Origin of the sequence: Geobacter sp. SVR (genome assembly GCF_016865365.1) — a bacterium.
Classification (GTDB): Bacteria; Desulfobacterota; Desulfuromonadia; order Geobacterales; family Pseudopelobacteraceae; genus Pelotalea.
In genome coordinates this window covers 3,460,112-3,484,801 of sequence record NZ_AP024469.1, presented here as the reverse complement: position 1 = coordinate 3,484,801, position 24,690 = coordinate 3,460,112, and the positions used below count along the sequence as shown (strand labels likewise).

The following is a 24,690-nucleotide window of genomic DNA, read 5'->3' as shown; positions in this document are numbered from 1 at the left end:
TGCGGTTCCAACCGCCGAAACATACGTGACGAGCCGCGGTGCAGCAGGCACCAGAAAGACGAGGAGAACAGCATGCACCTTCTTCGATCCAGCACGCTGCACGGCCTGTTCCAGGCATCGATCCTGATCCTGTCGCTCTTCTGCTCCGGCATTGCCTTCGGTGCCACGATCTGGCCCGTCACCGCGGTTCCCAAGGTCGTGGCAGACTACGACGGGCAGCCGCTGGAGGTCGGGGTGAAGTTCCGTTCCGATGTCAACGGTACCATCACCGGCCTGCGCTTTTACAAAGGCGCCGCCAACACCGGCACCCACGTGGCCAGCCTGTGGACGAGCGCCGGCACGCGGCTGGCCACGGCCACCTTCAGCAGCGAAAGCGCCTCCGGCTGGCAGGAGGTAACGTTCGCCACCCCGGTCGCCATTACGGCCAACACGACCTATGTGGCCTCCTACTATTCTTCCACCGGCTACTTTGCGGTCGATTTCTCCTATTTCCTCTCCGGTGGCATGGACAATGCGCCGCTGCACGCCCTTGCCAACGGCGTGGACGGCGGCAACGGGGTCTACCGGTATGGCTCCAGCGGCTTCCCAAACCAGACCTACAGTGGGAACAATTACTGGGTGGATGTGGTCTTCAACCCGGCGGCATCGGGCGACACGACGCCGTCGGTGGTGACCGCCTTCACGGTTCCATCCAGCGCTTCCAGCCTGACGGTAGCGATTACCAGCTTCACTGCCACGGACAACACCGCTGTCACCGGTTATCTGGTCACGGAAACATCGACGGCTCCGTCGCCGACCGCTTCGGGCTGGACCGCCGCGGCACCCTCCAGCTACACCTTTGCGAGTGCCGGGTCAAAGACGCTGTATGCCTGGGCCAAGGATGCCGCCGGTAATGTCTCTGCCGCCAAAAGCGCGGCCGTCACCATCACGCTGGCAGATACGACGCCGCCGGTGGTAACCGCCTTCACGATTCCGTCCAGCGCCTCCAGCCTGACGGTAGCAATTACCAGCTTCACCGCCACGGACAACATTGCCGTGAGCGGTTTCCTGGTCACGGAAACGTCTACCGTTCCGTCGCCAACGGCGACCGGCTGGTCCGCTGCGGCACCCGCGAGCTATACCTGTGCGAGTGCCGGGTCAAAGACGCTCTACGCCTGGGCCAAGGATGCGGCCGGCAATGTCTCTGCAGCCAAAAGCGCGGCCGTCACCATCACCATTGCTTCAGCCCGCTCCACGATCTGGCCTGCCACGGCGGTTCCCAAAGTCGTGGCAGACTACGACGGGCAACCGCTGGAGGTCGGAGTGAAGTTCCGTTCCGATGTCAACGGCACCATCACCGGGCTGCGCTTTTACAAAGGCACCGCGAACACTGGCACCCACGTTGCCAACCTGTGGACGAGCGCCGGCACCCGGCTTACCACGGCCACCTTCAGCGGCGAGAGCGCTTCCGGTTGGCAGGAAGTAACGTTCACTACCCCGGCTGCCATTACGGCCAACACCACCTACGTGGCCTCCTACTATTCCCCCACCGGCTACTTTGCGGTCGATCTCTCCTATTTCCTCTCCGGTGGCGTGGACAACGCGCCGCTGCATGCCCTTGCCAACGGCGTGGACGGCGGCAACGGGGTCTACAAGTACGGTACCAGCGGCTTCCCGAACCAGACTTACAGTGGTAACAATTACTGGGTGGATGTGGTCTTCAGCCCGGCGGCATCGGGCGACACGACGCCGCCGGTGGTGACCGCCTTCACGGTCCCGTCCGGCACCTCCAGTCTGACGGTGCCGATCACGGCTTTCGTTGCCACGGACAATGTGGGGGTGACCGGCTTCCTTGTGACGGAGTCGTCCGGCACCCCCTCGGCTTCCGCCTCAGGCTGGTCGTCCACTCCTCCTGCCTCCTATACCGTCGCATCAGCCGGGTCCAAGACGCTCTATGCCTGGGCCAAGGACGCCGCGGGCAACGTCTCCGCAGCCAAAAGTGCAGCTGTCACGGTTACGCTCAGTGATGCCACTGCCCCCACGGTAACGGCCTTCAGCGTTCCGTCCAGTTCCTCCACCCTGATCGTAAGCATCACCAGCTTCACCGCCACGGATAACATTGCGGTGACCGGTTATCTGGTCACGGAAACCTCGACCGCTCCATCGCCGACCTCGACCGGCTGGTCTGCCACGGCCCCCTCCAGCTATACCTGTGCGAGCGCCGGATCCAAGACGCTCTACGCCTGGGCCAGGGATGCCGCCGGCAACGTCTCTGCCGCCAAAAGCGCGGCCGTCACCATCACGCTGTCCTCATCCGGCCCTGAACCTGCAGGCTGGTATGCCGGAGACATGCATGTGCATCGCAGCTGCGGCGGCACTCCTGACCCGCTGTCGAGCTTCCCTCTGAAAATGGCTGCGAACAATCTGTCGGTGATATCGCTTCTGGCCGACAGCGGCAACGGCGAAGTGCAGGATCAGGCCCAGGATCTGCCGCGCGTGAACGGCCAGGACGATCCCGTCTCGACTGCCGGCCGCATTGTGCATTGGGATGCGGAGTGGCACTGGGATCCCACCTATTTCCAATACCCGTTCCAGGCCCTGGGGGGACATGTGGTGGCCCTCGGGCTGCAGGAAGCGCATCAGATGCAGGAGGAATACACCTTGCCGATCTTCGAGTGGGCCCGCCAGCAAAACGGCATCGCCGGGTTCGCCCACATGCAGTACTTGGATAACAATATTCCCCAAAACCTGAACTGCTGTACGCCGCTTGAATACCCAGTGGAGGTGGCCCTGGGAAGCAGCGACTTCATATCGCTGGATGTTGCCCAGTCGGGTGTCAGCTACGACAACATGTGCCCCGACTGTGCCATCCAGGCCTATTACCGCCTGCTGAACTGCGGTTTCAGGCCGGGGCTGGCTGCCGGAACCGATTATCCCTGCAACAGCGGATCTCCCCTGGGGTCGTTATTGACCTACGTGCAGGTAGGGGATAGCCCCATGACCTACCGTTCCTGGATCGAAGGCATTGCCAAGGGGCGTACCGTCGTTTCCCGCAACGGACACAACGAGTTCCTCGATCTCAAGGTCAATTCAACCGCCGCTCCCGGTGACGAGATCAAACTGACCGGCGGCGGCAGCGTGCAGGTTACGATTCAGTGGAGCGCAGGCCAGAACCTGTCCGGCACGATCGAACTGGTGCAAAATGGCGTGGTCGTGGCCAGCAAGCAGGCCTCTGTCTCGTCCGGCACGGGCGCCAGCCTCACCGCAACCATAAATTTCACCGGCAGCGGCTGGCTGGCAGCACGCAGGATGGGGAGCGACGGACACCAGGTTCATACCGGCGCGATCTTCGTGACGGTGGATAATCTGCCGGTGCGCGCCAGTGCCTCGGATGCCGACTTTTATGTGCAGTGGATGGATAACCTGCTGGCAAAAACCTCTCCAGGGGGTGCCTGGAACTCCTATTTCTCCAGTGATCTCTCCAAGGCGCAGGCCCGCTACCAGGCAGCCCGGACACTCTATCAGCAGATAGCTGTTGAAGCAGGTCCGCTACCTTCCAGCGGAAGCATCTTTACCAGCCAGACCCCGACCCTCTATGAAAACGATGCCGCCTACGAACTTGGCACCCGGTTCCGGTCCGACGTAAACGGCCAGATTACCCAGGTCCGTGTCTATACCAACCAAGCGGAGGGGGGCAGCCACACGGTGCGCATCTGGCGGGTGAGCGACGCCGCGGTGGTGGCAGGCCCCTATAGCTGGAGCATCGCTTCCGGAACGCTGGGATGGAAAGCATTCACGCTTCCGACACCGCTGAACATAACCGCCAATAGCGATTACATCGTGGCGGTATCCAACAGCAGCGACCGGTACTATGCCGAGGCGCCGAACGCCCTGAACGCCGCGGTGACCACCGGTCATTTGCAGGTCCCGGTCGGTGGCGGGGTCTATTCGACGGTTTCGGGAGCAATGCCGACCTCGGTCTGGCAAAACACCAACTACTTCAGGGATGTGGTGTTCGTGGCGCAGTAGCGGACTTTTCCGGATAATCTCGTTTTCAGCGCCGGGCCGCTTGGGCAGCCCGGCGCAAATAAATTAACGTGGCGTAGTTTTTTGCCCATCCGCGGGCATTGCTGCCAAAGAGGCAGCAGCCTTGCCTTGAGGTCGTTTTGCCGTTGAAACCGTTACAATATTCTTTTTGTGCTCTTCTTGAAAAGCCGTTGTTTTCTAAGTGGTTTTGGTTTGGCATGAAAGGTGAATTAAATATGTTTTAACACTGTCGTGGACCGCGAAACATGAGCGTCATGCGCGCGGAGCGCGTGAAAGCCGGAATGCTTCACGATTCAACCTATCTTTTACCGGAAGCGGGGCTTCAAAAATGGAACCAACGGTCACCTTCATCGTCCCCTGTTACAACCTGGCACATCTGTTGGCGGAGTGCGTCGATTCCATCCTGTTGCAGACGTACCCCTCCTTTGAGGTGCTGATAATGGACGACTGTTCGCCCGATGCCACGCCAAAGGTGGCGGCCGGCTTCAGCGATCCGCGGGTCAGGCATATCCGCAACCAGACCAATCTCGGGAACATCGCCAATTTCAACAAAGGCATTCATCTGGCCCGCGGAAAATACATCTGGCTCATCTCGGCTGATGACCGCATTCGCAGCCCCTTTGTGCTTGAACGGTATGTAGAGCTGCTGGAAGGGCATCCCGAAGTCGGCTTTGTCTGCTGCCCGGTGATAAAACTCGAGGATGGAGTGGAAAAAGAGCTGCTGCAGTATTCCGTGCTGGCGTCGCACGATATCGTGTTCGAAGGGAAGCAGCTCCTGAAGAGGCTCCTGCACTGGAATCCCATTGCGGCGCCGGCGGCCATGGCGCGCAAGGAGTGCTATACCGGGGTCAGCCTGTTTCCGTCGGATCTGCCGTACGCGGGGGACTGGTTCATGTGGTGCGCCTTTGCCCTGCATTACGATGTGGGCTATTTCGCGGAACCGATGGTGAACTACCGGCATCACAGCCTGTCGTTGACCAACATATTCAAGGAACGGGATCTGGATTTGCTGTTTTACAACGACCTTGCCGTGCTTTCCCGCATCAGCTCGATGGCGCGGCAGATGGGGAACAACGATATCGTCGCACAGTGCGGCCAGGTTCTGCTGGCGAAGTGCATGCACCGCTTCTGGGGCAAGGAAGGAAAGTTCCATGAGGTGAAATGCTCGGAAATAGAAGAGGTGCTGAACCATGAGGAACTGAACCCTTATGACAGGGAAAGGCTGGGCATCAGGATCTATGTGGAGTTGGCCGATCATTGCTACACGGCCTTCTATACCCGCGAAGCGCGCGGGTTCTACCTGAACGCCCTCAGGAAAAAATGGTTATTGCCCGAGGTCTGGCTGAAGTTCGCCTTTCTGTGCCTCGGCAGTATCGGCAGGAAGATGAGAGCACTCATGTCCGGTATTCGCAGCAATGTCCGGCATACAAAGGTGGCTGCGATAAAGTGAGAGTGCTCCGGCGGTTTTCCGGACGGTGCATTCAAACATGGGACACATACATTCGGTATCGGTAGTGATCTGTACGCGGAACAGGGCCGGCAGTCTCAGGGCCGGTCTGGCCGAACTCCGGAAAATGGACATTGCCCCTGACGTTTTTCTGGAAGTGATTGTCGTGGATAACGGTTCGACCGACGACTCCGAGGAGGTTGTCGAAGATTTCGGCAGATCGTCCCCCTTTCCGGTCCGTTATGTGTATCAGCGCAAAAAGGGGCTCGGATATGCCAGAAACGCCGGCATCGAGTTCTCGGTCGGCGAGATCGTGGCCTTCACCGACGACGACTGCTTCGTGGACCCGGAATGGCTGCACGGCATCGTGAACGAGTTTGCTGCGGACCCTGACCTTCATGGGATAGGGGGGCGTGTGGAACTGTACAACCCCCGCGACAAGCCGATCACCATCATGACCTCCCGGGAGCGGCGCGTGTTTTTACACGCCGGGCAGATCTTCTCCTTTATCCATGGCTGCAACATGGCCTTCCGCCGTGCGGTTTTTCGAAAGATCGGCATGTTTGACGGCAGATTCGGGGCCGGCACCCGGATAGCGTCCGCCGAAGATTCGGACTTCATCTACCGCGTTCACAGGGGGGGAATGAAGCTGGTCTACTGCCCGGAAGTGTGCGTCTACCACAATCACGGCCGGCGACTGGACGCGGAGATCGACCGTCTGCTCAAAGGGTATCTCATCGGCCGGGGAGCGTTTTACTGCAAACATGTCCTCTGCCGCGACAGGGACATCCTGAAAATCACCTATTGGGAAGTGCTGGCCATGATAAAGACGGCCGGCAGGAACCTGGGGGGCGGTGAGGCGGGGCGGCGAGCAACGGCCCACCTGTGGGGGCTGTTTGTGGGCGCCCTCTTTTTTGTGATCAGCATGCCGGTTGGGGCCGTGCCGTTCGCTGCACATCCCCGCGGTTCCCGATGAAATGGCGACACATCTTCCGTGAGAAGGGTTGGCGCATCATGAAAATCCTCTTTGTCACCTCGACCTGTCCCGAAAATATCCAGGTGTGCACCCATGGCATTTTCCAGCGCATGCGGATGTTCCTGGAGGCGCTTTCCATGTTTGCTGACCTGGAGATCCTTTTCTATGCCAGCCAGTCGACGGATATTTCACCCGAGGCGGCCGGCCGCATGGAGCGGGCCCTGGCCGAGCATTGGGGATGCACGGCCAGCGTCAATCTGGCGCACCGCTCACCGCACTATACGGTCGATCTCCCCTCCCGTTTTCCTTTCGGCGATTACATTAGGGAATGGTGGTTTCTGCACCCGTTTTTCTACTGGCTCTCAGGTCCGGAACAGCTGCTGGCCTTCGACAGATGCCTGGAGCGCAAACCGGACGCCATATTCGTCCATCGGCTTAATTCGTTCTATCCGGTACTGGCGAACCGGAAGGTCGAACAGCCCGTCTTTTTCGACTTGGACGATATCGAGCACAAGTCTTTCGCACGCGGCCTGATGCAGGCCCCCTCCCGGCGCTCCAAGCCTTTGCAGTACTTGAAGGCCCTTTCCCTAATGTGGCTGGAGCGTCGTGCGGCGGCCCGGTCGCAAAGAACATTCGTCTGCTCTGAAACCGACCGGAAATACCTGACGACACGGCTGCGGGCCTCCGGGGTGATCGCCATCCCCAATGCCATCGAAATTCCGGTGGGAGTGGAGCTCCAGCCGGCAGCGACCTTTCTCTTCATCGGCACGTATCTGTACCAGCCCAATGCGCAGGCCGCCGATCATCTTGTATGCGATATCTGGCCCCTCATCCGGGACAGGATCCCGGCAGCGAAGCTGATCATTGCCGGGGCGCACCCGGAGAAGATCAGATCCTTCCATGGCCGGCATGCCGGGGTGGAGTTCCGCGGGTTCGTGGATGACCTGGATGCACTGTACCGCGAGGTCAGGGTGGTGTGCTGCCCGATCCGGGCAGGGAGCGGGACCAGGATCAAGATCATCGAGGCTGCCGCCTACGGTAAAGCGGTGGTTTCCACCTCCATCGGCGCCGAGGGTCTGGATTTTCTGGATGGCCGCGAGTTGTTGATCAGGGACGACCCTGACGGTTTTGCCCGGGCATGCATCGATCTGGTTGCCGACAGCTCCCATTGCAACCAAATCGGCCGTGCCGCGCGTGAGAAATGCTCCGCGTTGTACGGCAAGTGCAACACCATCAGAAGGATCAAACACGAGATCCTGGATACCTGTCTGCTCGGCATGATCCCTGTTGCGGCGAATCCGATCATCAACAGTTGAGGGCTTGCACGCAGCAACGACGACCATTCGCCGCAAGATCCCGGCACAGCAGGGCCTGCGGTGATTTTTCGACAGCCGGTCAGGCAGTAAGGAGGGACATGATCAGCATATCCGCCGTGATACCGACCTACAACGGAATCGCCTATCTTACCGAAGCGCTGCGATCGGCGCTGGCACAAACGTACGAGCTGCTGGAAATCATCGTGGTCGATGACGGCTCCCAGGAAGATATCGAGAAGATTGTATCCCCTTTCTACCCGAAGGTCAGGTACGTCCGCCAGCAGAATGCCGGGCCCGCTGCGGCGCGCAATCGCGGCGTTTCTCTCGCCCAAGGGGAGGTGATAGCCTTTCTGGACGATGACGACGTATGGCATCCGACCAAGACGGCCGAGCAGGTGAAGGTGCTGGAGGCGTATCCGGACTGCGCCCTGGTCTATTCATTACCCGAACTGATCGATGAAACTGGCAGGAAGACCTCACCGTACCAGCTCCCCTCCGAGCACCCCAGCGGATCGGTGTACCTCGATTTCGTGAAGAGAAACAGGATCTCGACACCCTCCGTTACCCTTATACGCAGGGAGGTTTTTGAAAAGGCGGGCTACTTCGACGAGAACAGGGAGTATTTCTGTGGTGAGGATTACGATCTCTGGCTGCGCATCGCGAGGCACTACGAGATCAGATTCTGCCCCGGCATTCTGGTGTCGTACCGCGTCCGGACCTCGGGCATATCGCACAATACCGACAATGCCCTGAAAGGCGACCTGTACACGCTCGACAAGCTGATCTCCCGGCACCGGCGCCATCCCAAGGTTTCGGACCGCGAGTTCTATCCCGCCTTTGACTGCAACCTGTATCACACCTTCCGGCGGTTCGCCTATTGGTACTATTTCAGCTACGAAAACAGGGATATGGCCCGGAAGTTGATGCTGGCGGCATTTAACCGGTCCGCCTACTACACCGATCCGAAAGACCGGGCCGCCCAAAGGAACCCGGCCGTGGCGTTTGCCCTGCGCCGCCCCTACTATTTCAAGGATGTTCTGTATCTGATGGTGTTTTTCATGCCGGGAGCGGCCTTTCAACTGCTCAGGAACGCAAAACGCAGGCTGGCCGCTCTTTTGAGCGGTGTCGGCGGTAGGAGCGCGGACAATGCCTGAAGGGGAGACGGGAAGCGTGGATGTTCAACTGTTCGAGGGAACTAACGGAGCCGTATGGGATGCCTTTGTTGCCTCCCATCCAAAGGGCAGCAACTATCACCGCTACGGATGGCGGCAGGTTATCGAGCGGAGCTTTGGCCACCGGACCTTTTACCTGGCCGTCCGTGACCGCAACGGTGCCATCCGGGGGCTGCTGCCGCTGGCATACATGCAGAGCCGCCTGTTCGGGCGGTTCCTGGTGTCGCTCCCCTTTTTCAATTATGGCGGCGTTCTCTGCAACGATCAGGAAACGGCAGCCCTGCTGCTGGAAAAATCGGCCGCGATCCGCAGGGATCTATGCGCACGGCATGCGGAGCTGCGACATCTCGGTACCGGCCTGGAAGGGCTGGAAACCCGCCAGCACAAGGTGACCATGCTGCTCGATCTCAGGAACAACGAGGAGGAGCAGTGGCGGGCATTCGACCCCAAGGTGCGCAACCAGGTGCGCAAGTCGGAGAAATGCGGCCTGACGACGCGCCAGGGACATCTCGATCTCCTGGACGGCTTTTACGAGGTGTTCAGCAGGAACATGCGGGATCTCGGCACGCCGGTGTACGGCAAAAACTTCTTCCACAACATCCTCGAGGCCTTTCCCCGTTCGACCCGGATTCTGTCGGTCATGAAAGGGGAAACGACCGTGGCCTCGGCCCTGCTGACCTGGTTCAAGGGTAACCTCGAGGTGCCCTGGGCCTCCTCGATCAGCGATTATCGGGAGATGTGCCCCAACAATCTGATGTACTGGGAGGCGATCAGGTTCGCCATCGGTACCGGGGCGACCACCTTCGATTTCGGCCGTTCAACGCCGGGGGAGGGCACCTTCCGCTTCAAAAAGCAATGGGGGGCACGACCGGTCGAGCTCCATTGGCAATATCTGCTGGAGGAGGGGGTGCCGTTGCCTGAGCTGAATCCGGCGAATCCGAAATTCCGGCTCGCCATCAGGGTCTGGCAGCAACTGCCGCTGGCAGTCACTCGCATGCTGGGACCCGCCATCGTCAGGAACATTCCCTGACAGGTTGTTGAAAAACGGTCATCTCGCCGCCGTCCTCGTCAGCCACCTTGTGCGGCGTAGCGCTGCTACGCCTCCGGGGGCCTCCTGTGGGGGCGACGATCTGCCCATTTTTGAACAACCTGAGAATTTCCGCAGCCTGCTGAGCAGGCTGTGGAAATTCTTACTGTTCGCATGTCTATTTGCCTGAAAGGCTCGTCGTGGGTAAACAAAAGTAACACCTGTCAATTTTCTTTACACATTCGGCTGGGTCGCGACGCACCGTCATCTGAGGGTGGTTCGGCTCCGGGCAAGGGGAAAATTTGTTCCACCAGTCCTGCTTTGTTTCGAGGAAAGTCGCGCAAATACGCCGGCTTGACGCGATGGCACCAATACTGCTAGCAGCGGGCATGCAGATCCGCATCGGCAAAACCCAGCCTCCGGCTGCGGCTCCTCTGGGGTTGACCGACATTGTCGGGGGAATCAGGGGGCTGTTCGAGGGGGGGCAGGCGGTATCCCGTTTCGAGGAGCAGCTCAGAACGGCATACCGGACACGGTACTGCTTTGCCGTTTCATCAGGAAAAGCCGCCCTGGTCCTGATACTGAGGGCGTTGAAGGAACTGTTTCCCGGGCGGGATCAGGTGCTGATACCGGCCTATACCTGCTATTCCGTGCCGGCCGCCATTGCCCGGGCCGGTTTGCAGGCTGTGCCGTGCGACCTGGCCCGCGGCTCGCTGGATTACGACTTCGACAGGCTGGCTGAGCATCTGGCGGGCCAGCCCCCCTTGTGCGTGATTGCGACCCATCTGTTCGGTGTTCCGGCCGACGTGGAGCGCATCAGAAACGTGGCGGCCAGGCGGCAGGTTCCGGTTGTCGAGGATGCGGCCCAGGCCATGGGCGCACAGTGGAACGGCAGAAAACTGGGCACAGTGGGTGATGTGGGGCTGTTCAGCATGGGCAGGGGCAAGGCTTTTTCGACCGTGGAGGGGGGAGTCATCCTCACCGATAATGAGCGGATCGGCACCGCCCTTTCGAATATCATGGTCAGTATTACCGGATATGACACCGGCGACTGTCTCAAATTGATCGCCCATGCCATTGCATTGTCCCTGCTCGTTCATCCCTGGCTGTACTGGTTACCGAAATCACTCCCCTTTTTGAAACTGGGAACCACCGACTACGACCCGTCCTTTCCGATCAGGCGCCTCTCTCCTTTTCAGGCCGGGCTGGCATGCCGCTGGCCGGGGAGGATCGAGCTGTTCCGGCGGCTTCGGCGCGAAAACGCCAGTGCGATCGTCAGCCGCGGATTTGCCCTGCCAGGCGGCCTCGAAGCGCTGCCAGACCTGATCCGCTTTCCCCTGTTGATGCCCGACAGGGGGAGCAAGGAGCGGCTCCTCGAATACAGCGAGCGCAGGGGACTTGGCATATCGGCCGGGTACCCGGACACGGTGGTGGGCATAGCCGACATGGGGGGACCCCCGCTGGCTGGCGACTTCCCCGCAGCGCAGGACATTGCCGGCCGGATCGTATCGCTGCCGGTGCATCCCTTTGTCAGGCAGCAGGACATCGACGCCGTCGCGCAGTTGATCAAGGACCAGGGAGGCCGGCACTGACGATGCAGAAAAGGGATGCGGTAAAACTGGGGGTACTGCTGGCATTGTGGGGAGGAGCCTTCGCACCGTTGTATCCGGAGCTGGTGCAGGAGTGGCTGGAAAATTCCGATAACTCCCATGCCTTTCTCGTGCCGTTCATCGCCCTGTTCTTCATCCGGCAGAAGAAAGAGATCCTGCAGACAGTCCCCATCGCCAGTTCCGCCTGGGGTGGAATCCTGTTCGCCGCCGGTCTGCTGATCTATGTGGTCAGTTGGGCGGGGGGGCTGGCATTTCCTGCCCGGGTGGCCATGGTGGCATGCCTGTTCGGCATGCTCTGGTTCTGTCTGGGGAGCGGATACCTGCGCCAGCTCGTTTTTCCGCTCAGCTTCCTGTTCTTCATGATCCCGGTGCCGTACTCCCTGATCAGTCTCGTTTCGGTGCGCCTGCAGCTGATGGCCACCCACATCTCGGCGGCCCTGATCAGCAGGTGTTCGATTCCGGTATATCAGGAAGGCAACATGCTGTATTTCGTCCAGACCCAGCTGGAAGTGGCCGAAGCCTGCAGCGGCATCCGCTCCATCGTCTCCCTGACGATGATCGCCCTGGTTCTCTGCAGCTTCTCCCGCCGGGGATGGTTGAGAAAGGCGTCGCTGATCGCGGCCGCAATACCGATCGCCATTGTCGCAAACATCGTGCGGGTGACAGGAACCGGAATACTGGCGCATTTTTTCGGCGATACCGTTGCGCGGGGGTTTCTGCATCAATTCTCGGGAATGGTCGTGTTCGGCTTTGGCCTGGCCCTGTTGTGCGCGCTGTTTTTCATGGTGAACAGCGAAAGGGTACGCCATGGAAGCTAGGACCTTTCTGTTGTCCGCGGCAGGGCTGCTGGCCACCATTGCGCTGATGGGCTGCCTTTCCCTGCGGCCTGAGCCTAAAGTTGTCAGCAGCAGTCTTCAGGAACTGCCGTACGCAATGGGGGGCTATCGGGGGACGGATGACAGCTTTCCTGAAGCGGTAAACCGCGAACTGAACGCCGATGCCAGTCTCTACCGCCATTATCGGTCGGGAGACGGCAGAAATGTGGACCTGTACATAGGTTACTACGGTACCGCCAAGGGAGGGCGCACCGGCCATAACCCCTATGGCTGTCTGCCGGGCGCAGGATGGGCGATCGTAGAGGCCCGGCGAGTGCCGGTCGGCACTGTCTCCGGAACACCGGAAATGGTCAACTATGTCCGGGCCCGCCGAGACGGAGTCAATACCATCATGCTGCACTGGTATCAGACAGCAGGGGGCACGGTGATGTCGAACGGCGTGTATCAGAATATGGAGCGTTTCATCAGCAAACTGCTGAGAAACAGAAACGATGGGGCCTTTGTTCAGGTCACCCTTCAGGCGGAAGATGACCGGATAGCTCAGGCAACGGAAAGGGCCCGGAATTTTGCCGTACTCGTTTTGCGGCACCTGCCGGAGCATTGGCCCGTTGAGAGATAAGGGAAGCCGTTACATACATTTTTTCTGAAAGGCAAACCGGACAGTGATCAGCGTAATCATTCCCGCGTACAATGCGGCCCGATACATTTGTAAAGCGATTGACAGCGTGCTGGCACAGACCTGGACCGACTTCGAAATCATCGTCATCGACGACGGGTCCAGCGACAACACCCATCTGCTCGTGCAGTCCCGCTATCCTGCGGTGTCCTGTTTCCGAACCGTCAATAAAGGGGTTTCGCATGCCAGAAACTACGGGATCGCTCAGGCACGCGGATCCTTGATAGCTTTTCTTGATGCCGATGACCACTGGCTCCCTGAGAAGCTGGAAAAACAGGAGGCTCTTTTCAAGAAGGACCCGTCACTGGGCCTGGTTTTCACCGACAATTTCTTTTTCGACGAAAGAGGAATATCCCCTTTCACGGTCAACAAAAAGAACCGGTTGATGCGGGGAAATGTTGTCAGGAACATATTTCTGAACAGCTATGTCGTTACCTCGACGGTGATGGTACGAAAGAGCGTCTTCGAGCGGGTCGGGTTGTTCGAAGAGGGTCTCTCGGTGGCTGAGGACGACAACATGTGGATGCGGATCGGAATGAACTACGGCATCGCTCTCGTGGACGAAAAGCTGGTCATGTACCGCATGACCGTCGGCAGCCTGAGCAGCGATTTCACCGCCGTCATAAGCGGAGTGGAGCGGCAGATAGAGTTGATGAAAACACGCTACCAGGCTTTGTATACCGAGCTGGGGCCGCTCGCAATCCGGAAGAAGTACTCCGAGATCTATTTCAATGTGGGCTACCGGAACTTCAATCAGTGCGATTATAAATCATCGCGCGCGAGTTTTTTCGATAGTTGCAGAACCTATCCGCTGCAGGTCAGATCGCTTCTGTATCTACTTTCCACCTATTTACCCCAGCAGGCGATACAATTTTTCAGATGCATCAGAAGGAGCGCTGCCAGGCATCTGGCCTGAACGGTTTCTTGTCAGGAGCAGGAATGAAGGTATTGAAGATCATACATACTCAGGGACACGGCGGCGCGGAGAATGCCTTCCGATGGCTGGCATGGGGATTGTGCCGCGAAGGGGTGGATGTGCTGGCCGCTATCCCGGAACCCGATGCTACGCGTCGCACCAGTTGGATTGCCTCTGCCTTGGATGAGGCGGGGGTGCCTTACCTGACGTTCGATAAACGCGGCACTCCCGTGCGGCTCTTGCAAAACATCGCCTCGGTTGTCGGTCGGGTCCGGCCGGATGTGGTGCATTCCCACCTGCTGGATTCAAATTTTTATGCTTCGTTGGTCAGCAGACGAATGGGCATCCCCCATGTCAGTACCGAGCATGGCGATCTTCTTTTCATTCGTTCGGCCACCGCCGGCATCAAGTATTCCGCCATTTCATTCTGCAGCAGCCGGGTAATCTGCGTCTCTGAAGCGGTCAGGAACAAGGCCGCCGGTATCGTCAGAGCCGGCAAGCTTGCTACCATTCCCAATGGCATCAATTTTTTCAGGCCGGCTTCTTCCTGCTTCCGGGAACACTGCGGCATCCCCTCCACGGCAGTTTTGATCGGCAATGTCGGTAACCTGTATCCGATCAAGGGACAGAAATTTCTGATCGAGGCATTCGCCCAATTGCTTGCCTCGCACCCCGACGCGCGCCTGGTGCTGGTCGGACGTGGTGCCGAAGAGCCCAATCTCCGGCACCTGGCCCGGGAGTTGAACATAGAGGGGAAGATACTGTTCACCGGTTTTCGAAACGATGTGGAGGATATCGTCAACAGCCTGGATCTGTATGTCCAGCCCAGTCTTTCCGAGGGGCATCCCCTGGCCGTGCTGGAGGCGATGTCGATCGGCATCCCGGTAATAACGTCCGCAGTGGGAGGGCTTCCCGAGCTTCTCGATTACGGGCGTTATGGCGCACTGGTCCCGCCTGCTTCCAGTGAGGAGCTCCATGCGCGCATGCTGGGATTCATGCGGGAACCCGAGCCTTACCGGGAAAGGGCTCATGCAGCCCAATGTCATGTACGTGAACAGTTTTCAATCGAGAAAATGACTCGCAGATACATCGAGGTGTATGAGAAGGCCTTGGCAGGGCGACAGCATCGCTGTCGCAGGAGCTAGGGCATGAGGGGGACCGATGAGATCTGAGACGATGCCGTTTGCCGGCGCTGTGTTGACTGTTGAGCATGGAAAAAGGAAGAGTTTGACATTCCCGGTGTTGCTGCTGCTTTTTTACATCATCGTAGAATACGGGCGGCCCGGTTTTCTTGCTCCTCTCAGGCCCGGCCTGCTGGTTCAGGGGCTGCTGGTCCTCTGTCTGTTTTCGAATTCGACAAAAGTGCGGCAGGTGTTGAAGGAAAAGTATTTCCGGTTGTACCTGCTGCTGCTGGTTTTTATGTCCTTTCAGGTATTTGTGGCTGCCAATTATTTTTACGCCCTGATATGCCTGAAGGCGATGGTTTCCTACCTGGTCATCGGGCTTGCCTGCTGTATTTTTCTCGACAACCTCGCCAAGCTGAACCTAGTTCTGGTGACCCTCGTGCTGGTACTTGCCACCAGTGCGGTCAGCCGCGTTTCCGGGATAAACATGCTGGGGATTACGGGAGGGAAGGTTTTTGCCGACGAAAACGATTTTGCGTTAGCCATGAACATAGCTTTACCGTTCAGTTTCTTTCTGGGGCGGATTAAAAAGGGTTGGAAACGGTGGCTGCTCTGGCTGGCGGGGGTCGCCCTGATATTAGGGAATATGGTCACTTCTTCCCGCGGTGGATTTGTCGGAATGGTGGCAGTGGGATTCATCTGCTGGCTTTATGTGAAACACAGGATGAGAACCATCCCGGTGATCGCGATATTGGCGATCCTGGCCTGGAGTTTCGTTTCCCCCTATGGCAAGGAAAGAATCATGGCCGTCGGCCTGGATAGCGCCCAGAAGGATACCGGCAAGGACCGGGTCGAATTGTGGAAGGTCGGCTGGAAAATGTTCATTCATAACCCGGTGACCGGCATCGGGCAGGGAAACATACCCGTGGCGATGAACAAGTACCGCTTCGACGAACGGGGAGAAAGTTTCTGGAAACAGGACATGTGGGGCAGGATGACCCATTCTGTCTATTTTACGCTGTTGCCCGAACTGGGGCTGATCGGGGTGGCCATTTTCGTGGCCATGCTCAAGGACCTGTACGCCAGGAAAAAGCGTATCAACTGGTTCTGCACCAAAATCGGCGAGGATTCCGAAACGATCCTCAATATGAACAATGCCCTGATGGTTAGCGTGCTCGCCTTTCTGATCACCGGGATATTCCTGTCCGTGCTTTATTATCCGCCGTTCTGGAATCTCTCAGCGCTGGCCGTCACTCTTTTCATGATCTCTTCCCGTGTGTTCAGACAACAGGTTCCGCCAGCGCCTGAAGAATTTAACGACCGGGTAGGAACGTGTTGAGGAAATGCAAACGAATAGTGCTGCAGATTTTCTTATTGGGAAGAAACGCTTCCGAATCGGTACGCTATCATTTCATGAGACACCGCGGTCCGATCGGAGCAGTGGGTAAAGTGATTTTCGTCTGCACAGGGAATATATGCAGAAGCGCTTTTGCGGAAAAGTATGTAAAGGCTGGAATCCGCACAGAGGTTCCAATCATAGAGTCATGCGGCCTAGTCGTTGAGGTGCCATCGCCACCTCCCCATGCAGCCGTCGATGCGGCGGGGAGAATCGGCCTGGACCTTACGGATCATATTTCCAGAAGCATCGAATATTGTGACATGGAAACCGCAGATCTTATCCTGGCAATGGAGTTCGGGCAGTACCTGAAGCTGATCAGGCGGCTGCCGCATAAGCGACACCAGATCAGGCTTCTCAGGGAATTCTCACCGTTTCCGGAGAACCTGTTGTGCAACATTAATGATCCCTTTGGTCTGCCTGCGAAGCACTTCGAAAAGTGTTTCGCCCAGATACGACGTGCGCTTGCCACGATAATGGCTCTGATATGATGAGAACCCATTCGGATTCCGGATGAAGTTCACCTCGAATGATTATAGGAGGCACAATGGTTATTTGTATCTCAGAGGACAGGAAATCATGTGAAACCTCGGTAAAATTGTTGGTATTGAGCTTGGTGCGTCATTGTCCCCAGGTGCGGATCGAGCTTTTTTATCCCCCTGCCGACGCTTCCTTTTACGCCTGGCTGCAACGTTATCCGCAGGTCGGCCTGAATGTGCGCCCCTTTGCCGGTGTCAGCGGATACAATGTGAAACCCTTGGCATTGCTGTCTCTTTTGGAGGCGGGCTGCGATGAAGTGATCTGGGTGGATTCAGACATCATCGTAGCCCGGGATTTCCGCCACTGTTTCTCGAATCTGCCGACGGATACTCTGATGGCGGCCGAGGAGGCACTGAACGGCGCCTATGAGGACACTGAGGGCATGCGGGCTCGCGCTTGGGGATTTCACGTCGGGCGGGTCTTTGATCATGCGATCAACTCCTGTGTTGTTCGCGTTACCCAGTCTCACCGAACCCTGCTGGAACATTGGCGACATCTGCTGGAAAGCTCCGCATACCAGGAGGCCCAGAAACTGACGTGGTCGGCGAGGCCGGCACATATGTACGGAGATCAGGACGTTCTGACTGCCCTGTTGAGTAGCCGGGAATTCGCGGGTGTGCCATGTGTTTTCCTGAGGCGAGGGCGGGATATCGTCCAGTACTTCGGACTCAGCGGATATACCGTCAAAGAACGCATGTTGCACATGGCCAGCGGCATTCCTCCCTTCCTGCACTCCCAAGTTTACAAACCGTGGCTGAAGAGTCTGCCTGACGAGGAGAAAGGGATACGCCAGTACTTCAACCGCCTGTACCTGGATTTGTCGCCTTATACCCTCGAAGCTCGCAAGTTCAGGTCGGAAATGGATGAGGACTGTTCCTGGATCAAGCCGCGGCTGCTCCTTGGCCGGATATTGCGCGTTGTCGGCCTGGGGTGGATACCGCTTGTAGGATTGCCATTGGCAGCGTGTGTCGAAATAGCCAGCTTTCTGAAAAGAACGCTGAAAGGATTTCTGCGAAGTCCGTTGTATGCCTATAGCCTGTGGAGGCAACAGTCCTCATGACGCCGAAGATATTCATCCGACGGGTTCTGTCCGCCCTGCTGTCTTCCACCGGCATCCATGCCTTGCTGGAACGGCTGTATCTTTCGGACAAGGCGTTCATACTGATGTACCACCGCATCGTCCCGATGTCGGAGCGCCTGCCGCCGCACGTGCAACCGGGAATGGTCGTGAGTGCCACAACCTTTGAGAAGCACGTGTCCTTCCTTCGTGGCAGGTTCAAAATAGTCTTTCTGGACGAACTGATGGCAAAAGTCCGGAAAGGAGAATCAATAGGACGGTGTTGTGCCTTGACGTTCGATGACGGATGGCGGGACAACTACAGCGAGGCTTTTCCGATTTTGAAAAAGTACGCCGTACCGGCAACCATCTTTTTAGCTACCGGATATGTGGGGACCCGGAAGACCTTCTGGACGGACGAGGTCAGTTCCTGTATCGATCGCCTCAATATCGGCGCCATGGCCGAGGTTCAGGCTCCGGACTCCGTCAGACGGTTTTCTGGTGAACTTGAGGGCTTGCAGAAAAAAGCCGAGCTTTTTCGCGAAGAACTGATCGAGTTGCTGAAAAAGAAGTCTCCGCACGACCGGGAGGAAATACTGGCTCATCTGCTGGGTGATCTGTCGGTCGCGACCACAGAACGGCTGATGCTGAACTGGGAGGAGGCTGGAGAGATGGCTGAGAGCGGTCTGGTCCGGTTCGGCGCACACACGGTTCACCACGAGCTTCTGGATCAGCTGCCACTGCAGAGGGTGCGCGAAGAAGTGCAGTTTTCCCGCATGGAGATCGAGAACCGTCTGAGGCAGAAGGTTACTACCTTCGCCTATCCCAATGGCAATTGCAGCGAATCGGTCCGGCAAATTGTGAAGGAATATGGGTTCGATGCAGCGGTGACTACACGAAGAGGGTATCTGGAATCAGGTATTTCCCCTCTGGATGCGCCGAGGATCGGCTTGCACGAGGATACCTGTGCCACTATCCCGATGCTGAGATCGCGAGTTTTACTTCAGGCGTTCTGAAAAGGGAATCCATGAATGTTCTTGTTACCGATGGCGAAGCCAGATCCGCTCTCGCCGTAACCCGCTCCCTCGGCAGAAAGGGACACACAATCTTCGTGTCAGGACAGGAGGGGACCTGTATCTCCGCCTGTTCGAGATTCTGTCGGGCAGCCTATCGGGTCCCTGACCCGATGGAAAATGGTGCCGCCTATGCTGCAGCGATTGCCGATATTGTACGAAGGGAGCGGATCGAACTGGTATTTCCGGTGACAGAACAATCGGTATATATACTCAACCGGACGAGGAGCGCTCTTGGAAATACCGCGAAACTTGCCTGTGCTCCACCCGAAAAGATGGCGGCGGTATCGAACAAGTACACCCTGTTTCAGACGGCAGAGCGCCTGGGAGTTGCCATGCCGACCACTCTTTATGTGGAAGGGCGTGAGGATTTCCACCGCCAGAGGCGACGGATCGCCGATTTTCCAGTTGTGGTGAAGCCGGCCTATTCAAAAGTGGTGGAAGGGGAGAACATCATCTCCTCCGGGGTAATGTATGCCGCTGATCAGCAACAGCTGGCGCGGCTGTACGAGAGCAGACCCATTCTCAGGTATCCTTCCCTGATTCAGGAAGTGATCACCGGTGAAGGTACCGGGCTGTTTACGCTTTTCGACGTTGATCGTCATCTTGCCCTCTTTTCCCATCGCCGTCTGTTGGAAAAACCTCCCACAGGTGGGGTCAGCGTCCTCTCGGAAAGCATACCGCTGGATGGTGAGATGATTGAGGCGGCTCGCAGGCTTCTTGCGGAGGTCGCCTGGCCGGGAGTGGCCATGGTTGAGTTCAAACGTGATGTCAGAGATGGGACGGCAAAACTTATGGAAATCAACGGCAGATTCTGGGGGTCCTTGCAGTTGGCGGTTTCCTCAGGCATCGATTTCCCCGCTCTCTGTCTTGATTATTACCGGGGTATCATGCCCCCCGCCCCCTGCCATGGATACCGGATCGGACACCGCTTGAAATGGACCTTCGGGCTGCTGGATCACCTGCTCATACGCCTGAAATCAGGCCGCCGTCTGAAGGCTTTATTGCCCCCCGGATCCCCCGGCATTATTGAGGTGGCACGGGAACTGTTCAGGGCAGGGACATCCGACACATCGCTCGACGTCTACGACCCGCAGGACCCACGTCCATTTGCCGCAGAAGCCCGGGCGTACGTCGCAGCGTTGCTGGGGTTGGCACACAGGTAACATCTTGGGAAGAACGGAGTCGAGTATGGCTACAATACACCTGGTGTGCCAGGAGGATTCCTCATCCGGCCTGCCGATCTATCTGCGCGATGCTCTGGCGGATCGTGGTTACCGCATGGAGATTATTGATGCCAAGAAAAAAATCTGGCCGAAAGTGCGTCTTCTACTCGAATCGTTTCATCCCGATCGTAAAACTTGGTCACACCGGCGCTCCATGTTGGGAACATACTCGGTCGCCGGCTGGCACCGCACCACCCGGCTGAATGGTCGTCTTCTCGATCGTGTCTGCACGTCTGAAGACAAGATCCTTCAGATCGGGGGGCTCTATGCACCGCATCCCCGGGCTGAACGGATGGAGTACTATCTTTTCTTCACCTATACAATGAAACTCGCCTTTCAGGACGGTTACTCCCGCTGGGTTCCGGAACATGGGCAGCGTAAGGGGTTCGTGGAACTCGAGCAACGACTTTATGCCGAGGCAGCCCATATCTTCGTCTCAGCGGACTTCGTGCGCCGACATCTGATTGCCGACTACGGCATTCCAGCCGGGCGCATCACCGTGGTGGGAATGGGGCTGGACGACTTCTTCATCAACAACATGCGACAGCAACTTCCCGCTGCACCCACTAAAAGATGTCTGTTTGTCGGGTACACCTTTGAACTGAAGGGGGGACCGGATGCGCTGAAGGGCTTTGCAATCGCCCGGAAACAGATGCCGGAACTCGAACTGATTATCGTGGGGCCCAACCATACCCCTGAGATGGAAATGGAGGGGGTCCGCTATATGGGGGCGGTGACAGACCGTAAGGCTTTGCTGGAGCAGTACCGGAGTGCCGACCTTTTCCTCCTGCCATCACGTTGCGACTCCTTCGGTTTCGTATTCCTGGAGGCGATGACGCAGGGATTGGCCTGTATCGGCACCAGGCTTAATGCCATGCCCGAGATCATCGGCGATGGAGAAGCCGGCTACCTGGTCGAGCCGGGAGACCATGAGGGAATAGCAGAAGCGATTCTCGACTTCTATCGTCGACCCGAGACGAGGATGGAAATGGGAAGGCGCGCCAGAGAGCGCGTGCTGGACCGATTTACCTGGCCTCGGGTGGTTGGGGCGATTGATGCGGTAATGTTCGGCTGATGCCTGGTCACTGCACGCTGTTGGTATATCTAATAACGCCAGAGGGGGCGCCATGGGCCGGCCTGAACTCAGCTTCATCATCCCTACGCTCAATGAAGAGGTGCATATTGGCGGGGTTCTTGATGCCATACGTACACAGGTCGGGCAACGCTTACGGTATGAGGTCGTCGTGGTAGACAACGGTTCCTGCGACCAGACCATGCCAATCGCCCGCAGCAAGGGAGCGTTGTGCCTGGCTGCGCCGGGATGCACCATTTCGGCTTTGAGGAATCTGGGGGCGGCTCGGGCTGAAGCGGATATTCTGGTATTCCTGGATGCGGACGTATATCTGGGCAAGGGGTGGGGGGAGCGAATCGTGGAGGTGCTGGCGCGACTCCAGAACGCCCCGGAGATCGTCACCGGCTCGTTGTACGGGATTAGTGAAGAGAATAATTGGATCGAGCGGATCTGGTTCGCGCCCCGTACTACCCGCACTGAGGTAGGTTACATAAACGGAGGCCACCTCATTCTCCACCGACAACTGTTCCTGCAAAGCGGGGGATTCGACACGGCCTGGGAGACGGGAGAAGACTGCGAGTTTTGTGCCCGGTTACGGCGCCAGGGGGCGCGGATACTGAACGATCCGGAACTGCAGGTTGTGCACGCCGGCTATCCCAAAACTCTTCGGGGATTTTTTGCACGGGAACGATGGCATGGGCGTGGGGATTGTCGATCATTTGCCAGGCTCGCCTCTTCAAAACCGGCGCTGGTGAGTCTCGCCAATTTATGCATGGTCGTGGCTTGTTTGGTTGGTCCGATCACTCGGCTGTTGCCGTGGTTCATTTTTCCATCGGCATATGTGGTGTTTCTGGCGGGGGTTTCACTGGCAGCCTCGGTGCATCGACTTCGCGCGCCCGGCACTTCGGGATTCGTGGCCACCATTTTTCTGTACATGGTTTATTTTACCGCCCGTTCCGTCTCGTTGGCGGATATTGCATTGCAGTCACTGCGACAGAAGTACGTGGCCTCCATCAATTGAAAGCTCTGAACGACAGTGCCCGAACCGAGCGTACGATTGAACTTTGAAAGTCGTATTCGTACCATCCGGTTCGGGCACAATAGTCAGAAGATCTTCAGTCCCGCTTACTGCGCGATAACGCGCAGGCCGGTAGGGGCCTGCAGCGGTGCCTTGGTGGCGGTGTTCGGGCCGATCATCGGGTTACCTTTGCTGTCCACTTGGGACGGACGGTCGGTCGTGATGACGAAATCGTCCACATACTGGGTTTGCGATTGTCCCACGTTATTGTTCCATACGGACATGACCGATGCCATTGATACGTAGCCGTTTGTGCTGGTGATAGTCTTGTGGTTGAGGTCCTCGAAAACCAGTTTTCCGTTTTGCCAGATTCTAAAGATCCCATTGGTGGGAGACAACTTCAGATATATCTCCAGGCTCTGCCATGCGCCGATGATAAAGGGCACGCCAGTATCGACCTGAACCTGTTCCATTTCGTTGGAAGCTGAGATATTAGGGCTGTACACTGAAAAAATGGAATGCCATCCCCCAACATCAGTGGCCAGTCGCATGATCTTCACACAGCTGTAATCGCCGACGTTGGAAACGAAGCTCCAGGGCTGGGCGAAGTAGTAATAGCCTCTGATCCACACCTCTCCACCGTTTTTTACCGGTGACGGAAACTGAATCTCGCCATGCGCCGTGTTCCAGCCCGAATCTCCTTTATTCCAGCTCAGCTTGGCGGATTTTGTGCCGTTGGCCGCCTGGTCGGTGGAAATGGTGGTCTTGGTACCGGCGTAGTCAAAGTTGCCACTGCCATTGGCGACAGCCCCCACTGTTCCGTTATCGAAATTTACCGTCTTGGTCCAAGCAAAGGCCTGGTTTGCGGCACAAATGCCGAGCATCGATGCAATTTGAAAGGTAATTATCAACTTTTTGCTTACAGCTTTCATACGTTCTCCTTACAGCTTGTTGTTTGAATTGTTGCCAGAAGCGGTGCGTCAGACACTACTGACTGATGACTCTCAAATTCTGCGGAGCAGAAATCTTGACCGGAGGGGCTGTCGCCACCACGAGGTTGTCTATCCAGAAGGTCTGATCAACTGGAGATCCAACGCCGATATAGGGTCCGATCAGAAACTGGTTGAACTTCATGTTAGGATTCTGTGCGGTACGGAAAACGACATCGGTATAATTCATAACCAGCCGTCCATCATACCATTGCTGCAGAATACCATCCTTGACACCTTTGCCGTTGACGATGCTGTTCAGCTTGAAGTAGGTTTCCACCAGATGCCAGTCGCCTTTGTAATACGTGCCGGTGGTGTTGGAAAAAAGTGCTGTTCCTGACTTCCACTGTTTGCCGTTGGCGTAACCGCTACCGCTGGCGTAGCAATCGCCGTTTCCGTACCCGTCGCTGTCCCCATTGCATCCGGCCACGGCCCGATTTTCTGTGGTTGCGGTCAGATCTTTACCTACATTCGAGAGGTTGACGTTGACACTATCTTGAATCGCCAGCACTGAATTCCCGCCGTTCTCCTCAATGTAAGCGGTCATGTGTGAAGGAATAAGACCCGACCAGTCCCCTTCGAGATTTGTCAGCAGGTAAAACTGATGGGGGTGGTAGGCAACCCCGGAACCGACCCAGCCTGCACTGTGCTTGATGTAATAGCTGACATACACCGAATCGCTTTCAGTAAACTTTTTCCGCATGGTCGCTGCGGCGTTATCAGGGGTCACTGCGCCCTTTGCAAAATGGAATTCCAGGGACTTGGTGCTGTTGGCGGCATGTTCGACGCTGGAGAGCTTCGGAGCTGTATTGTCGTACCAGCCCCTGGCACTGAAGCTGCCATCCTCGAAATTCTCCTGAAACAGTGTGCCCGCATTACCGATGCTTGCCCACCCCAGCATCAGCGTTGAAATCGAAAATAACAACTTGGTTCTGACCTTCATTGCCTGCTCCTTTCGTCTTCCGCTCCAGCCGCGTCCGGCCGCATCCTGAATTCATGGATTCAATTGTTCCGATCCTAGCATGCCGATGTTTTCAGTTATGTGATCCATATCTCAAAAAATCAAAAAGCCGGGACCGAACCCGTGTGTCTCTGGTAGTTCGGCAACCCGGCTGTCTCAGGGAGACCCTTAGGCTTTCCGCCCCATCCTTGCGGATGGTTTAGTAGTATCGTTACCTGCTCATGTCAATGTG

The 24,690-nt window shown here is 57.4% G+C and carries 20 protein-coding genes and 1 riboswitch; of the genes, 18 read left to right on the top strand and 2 right to left on the bottom strand.

Features of this window, described 5'->3' with window-relative positions:
* The first annotated feature begins 72 nt into the window (after positions 1-72).
* From GSVR_RS16280 to GSVR_RS16195, 18 genes are all read left to right on the top strand, one after another.
* Entirely contained in the window at positions 73-4,008 is a 3,936-nt protein-coding gene (locus tag GSVR_RS16280) for a DUF4082 domain-containing protein (protein WP_173200332.1), read from the top strand.
* Positions 4,009-4,354: 346 nt separating this feature from the next.
* Positions 4,355-5,476, top strand: coding sequence for a glycosyltransferase (locus GSVR_RS16275; protein WP_173200331.1), 1,122 nt, complete (start codon positions 4,355-4,357; stop codon positions 5,474-5,476).
* 37 nt (positions 5,477-5,513) lie between these two features.
* Positions 5,514-6,449: a glycosyltransferase family 2 protein gene (locus GSVR_RS16270; RefSeq protein ID WP_173200330.1), complete on the top strand. Its 936-nt coding sequence runs from the start codon at positions 5,514-5,516 to the stop codon at positions 6,447-6,449.
* A gap of 38 nt (positions 6,450-6,487) precedes the next feature.
* The gene (locus GSVR_RS16265; protein ID WP_173200329.1) at positions 6,488-7,765 is read left to right on the top strand and encodes a glycosyltransferase; all 1,278 of its coding nucleotides are present in this window, start codon (positions 6,488-6,490) and stop codon (positions 7,763-7,765) included.
* Between the two features lie 98 nt (positions 7,766-7,863).
* Positions 7,864-8,919: a glycosyltransferase family A protein gene (locus tag GSVR_RS16260; protein ID WP_173200328.1), complete on the top strand. Its 1,056-nt coding sequence runs from the start codon at positions 7,864-7,866 to the stop codon at positions 8,917-8,919.
* Positions 8,912-9,967 (top strand): FemAB family XrtA/PEP-CTERM system-associated protein, encoded by a 1,056-nt coding sequence (locus GSVR_RS16255; RefSeq protein WP_173200327.1) that lies wholly within the window; start codon positions 8,912-8,914, stop codon positions 9,965-9,967. Before GSVR_RS16260 ends, GSVR_RS16255 begins: the two co-directional genes overlap by 8 nt.
* 386 nt (positions 9,968-10,353) lie before the next feature.
* Positions 10,354-11,556 (top strand): DegT/DnrJ/EryC1/StrS aminotransferase family protein, encoded by a 1,203-nt coding sequence (locus tag GSVR_RS16250; RefSeq protein ID WP_173200326.1) that lies wholly within the window; start codon positions 10,354-10,356, stop codon positions 11,554-11,556.
* A gap of 2 nt (positions 11,557-11,558) precedes the next feature.
* Entirely contained in the window at positions 11,559-12,392 is an 834-nt protein-coding gene (locus GSVR_RS16245) for an exosortase/archaeosortase family protein (RefSeq protein ID WP_173200324.1), read from the top strand.
* Positions 12,382-13,029 carry an exosortase C-terminal domain/associated protein EpsI gene (locus tag GSVR_RS16240; RefSeq protein WP_173200322.1) on the top strand — a complete coding sequence of 216 codons (648 nt, stop codon included), beginning with the start codon at positions 12,382-12,384 and terminating at the stop codon, positions 13,027-13,029. The genes GSVR_RS16245 and GSVR_RS16240 overlap by 11 nt, the downstream gene beginning before the upstream one ends.
* 43 nt (positions 13,030-13,072) lie before the next feature.
* On the top strand, positions 13,073-14,002 hold the full coding sequence (locus GSVR_RS16235; RefSeq protein ID WP_173200320.1) for a glycosyltransferase family A protein: 930 nt from the start codon (positions 13,073-13,075) through the stop codon (positions 14,000-14,002).
* A gap of 23 nt (positions 14,003-14,025) precedes the next feature.
* Positions 14,026-15,147, top strand: coding sequence for a glycosyltransferase family 4 protein (locus tag GSVR_RS16230; protein ID WP_173200318.1), 1,122 nt, complete (start codon positions 14,026-14,028; stop codon positions 15,145-15,147).
* 16 nt (positions 15,148-15,163) lie between these two features.
* Entirely contained in the window at positions 15,164-16,465 is a 1,302-nt protein-coding gene (locus GSVR_RS16225) for an O-antigen ligase (protein WP_173200316.1), read from the top strand.
* Between the two features lie 17 nt (positions 16,466-16,482).
* Entirely contained in the window at positions 16,483-17,013 is a 531-nt protein-coding gene (locus GSVR_RS16220; protein ID WP_173200314.1) for a hypothetical protein, read from the top strand.
* A 56-nt stretch (positions 17,014-17,069) separates the two neighbouring features.
* Complete coding sequence (locus tag GSVR_RS16215; protein WP_173200312.1) at positions 17,070-18,122, top strand: nucleotide-diphospho-sugar transferase; 1,053 nt, start codon at positions 17,070-17,072, stop codon at positions 18,120-18,122.
* The gene (locus GSVR_RS16210; protein WP_173200310.1) at positions 18,119-19,135 is read left to right on the top strand and encodes a polysaccharide deacetylase family protein; all 1,017 of its coding nucleotides are present in this window, start codon (positions 18,119-18,121) and stop codon (positions 19,133-19,135) included. Before GSVR_RS16215 ends, GSVR_RS16210 begins: the two co-directional genes overlap by 4 nt.
* 11 nt (positions 19,136-19,146) lie before the next feature.
* Positions 19,147-20,358: an ATP-grasp domain-containing protein gene (locus GSVR_RS16205; RefSeq protein ID WP_173200308.1), complete on the top strand. Its 1,212-nt coding sequence runs from the start codon at positions 19,147-19,149 to the stop codon at positions 20,356-20,358.
* Positions 20,359-20,383: 25 nt separating this feature from the next.
* Positions 20,384-21,493: a glycosyltransferase family 4 protein gene (locus GSVR_RS16200; RefSeq protein ID WP_173200306.1), complete on the top strand. Its 1,110-nt coding sequence runs from the start codon at positions 20,384-20,386 to the stop codon at positions 21,491-21,493.
* Between the two features lie 52 nt (positions 21,494-21,545).
* Positions 21,546-22,511, top strand: coding sequence for a glycosyltransferase family 2 protein (locus tag GSVR_RS16195; RefSeq protein WP_173200304.1), 966 nt, complete (start codon positions 21,546-21,548; stop codon positions 22,509-22,511).
* 104 nt (positions 22,512-22,615) lie between these two features.
* Here the strand turns inward: GSVR_RS16195 and GSVR_RS16190 are convergent, their stop codons facing one another.
* On the bottom strand, positions 22,616-23,440 hold the full coding sequence (locus tag GSVR_RS16190; RefSeq protein WP_173200302.1) for a heparin lyase I family protein: 825 nt from the start codon (positions 23,438-23,440) through the stop codon (positions 22,616-22,618).
* Positions 23,441-23,495: 55 nt separating this feature from the next.
* Complete coding sequence (locus tag GSVR_RS16185) at positions 23,496-24,440, bottom strand: heparin lyase I family protein (protein WP_173200300.1); 945 nt, start codon at positions 24,438-24,440, stop codon at positions 23,496-23,498.
* A gap of 156 nt (positions 24,441-24,596) precedes the next feature.
* A riboswitch (cyclic di-GMP riboswitch) is annotated at positions 24,597-24,672 on the bottom strand.
* Positions 24,673-24,690 lie beyond the last annotated feature (18 nt).

Bases quoted from the DNA above. Each gene is read 5' to 3' on its own strand.
- GSVR_RS16280 (WP_173200332.1), top strand. From the start codon at position 73: ATGCACCTTCTTCGATCCAGCACGCTGCACGGCCTGTTCCAGGCATCG.
- GSVR_RS16275 (WP_173200331.1), top strand. From the start codon at position 4,355: ATGGAACCAACGGTCACCTTCATCGTCCCCTGTTACAACCTGGCACAT.
- GSVR_RS16270 (WP_173200330.1), top strand. From the start codon at position 5,514: ATGGGACACATACATTCGGTATCGGTAGTGATCTGTACGCGGAACAGG.
- GSVR_RS16265 (WP_173200329.1), top strand. From the start codon at position 6,488: ATGAAAATCCTCTTTGTCACCTCGACCTGTCCCGAAAATATCCAGGTG.
- GSVR_RS16260 (WP_173200328.1), top strand. From the start codon at position 7,864: ATGATCAGCATATCCGCCGTGATACCGACCTACAACGGAATCGCCTAT.
- GSVR_RS16255 (WP_173200327.1), top strand. From the start codon at position 8,912: ATGCCTGAAGGGGAGACGGGAAGCGTGGATGTTCAACTGTTCGAGGGA.
- GSVR_RS16250 (WP_173200326.1), top strand. From the start codon at position 10,354: ATGCAGATCCGCATCGGCAAAACCCAGCCTCCGGCTGCGGCTCCTCTG.
- GSVR_RS16245 (WP_173200324.1), top strand. From the start codon at position 11,559: ATGCAGAAAAGGGATGCGGTAAAACTGGGGGTACTGCTGGCATTGTGG.
- GSVR_RS16240 (WP_173200322.1), top strand. From the start codon at position 12,382: ATGGAAGCTAGGACCTTTCTGTTGTCCGCGGCAGGGCTGCTGGCCACC.
- GSVR_RS16230 (WP_173200318.1), top strand. From the start codon at position 14,026: ATGAAGGTATTGAAGATCATACATACTCAGGGACACGGCGGCGCGGAG.
- GSVR_RS16225 (WP_173200316.1), top strand. From the start codon at position 15,164: ATGAGATCTGAGACGATGCCGTTTGCCGGCGCTGTGTTGACTGTTGAG.
- GSVR_RS16215 (WP_173200312.1), top strand. From the start codon at position 17,070: ATGGTTATTTGTATCTCAGAGGACAGGAAATCATGTGAAACCTCGGTA.
- GSVR_RS16210 (WP_173200310.1), top strand. From the start codon at position 18,119: ATGACGCCGAAGATATTCATCCGACGGGTTCTGTCCGCCCTGCTGTCT.
- GSVR_RS16205 (WP_173200308.1), top strand. From the start codon at position 19,147: ATGAATGTTCTTGTTACCGATGGCGAAGCCAGATCCGCTCTCGCCGTA.
- GSVR_RS16200 (WP_173200306.1), top strand. From the start codon at position 20,384: ATGGCTACAATACACCTGGTGTGCCAGGAGGATTCCTCATCCGGCCTG.
- GSVR_RS16195 (WP_173200304.1), top strand. From the start codon at position 21,546: ATGGGCCGGCCTGAACTCAGCTTCATCATCCCTACGCTCAATGAAGAG.
- GSVR_RS16190 (WP_173200302.1), bottom strand. From the start codon at position 23,440: ATGAAAGCTGTAAGCAAAAAGTTGATAATTACCTTTCAAATTGCATCG.
- GSVR_RS16185 (WP_173200300.1), bottom strand. From the start codon at position 24,440: ATGAAGGTCAGAACCAAGTTGTTATTTTCGATTTCAACGCTGATGCTG.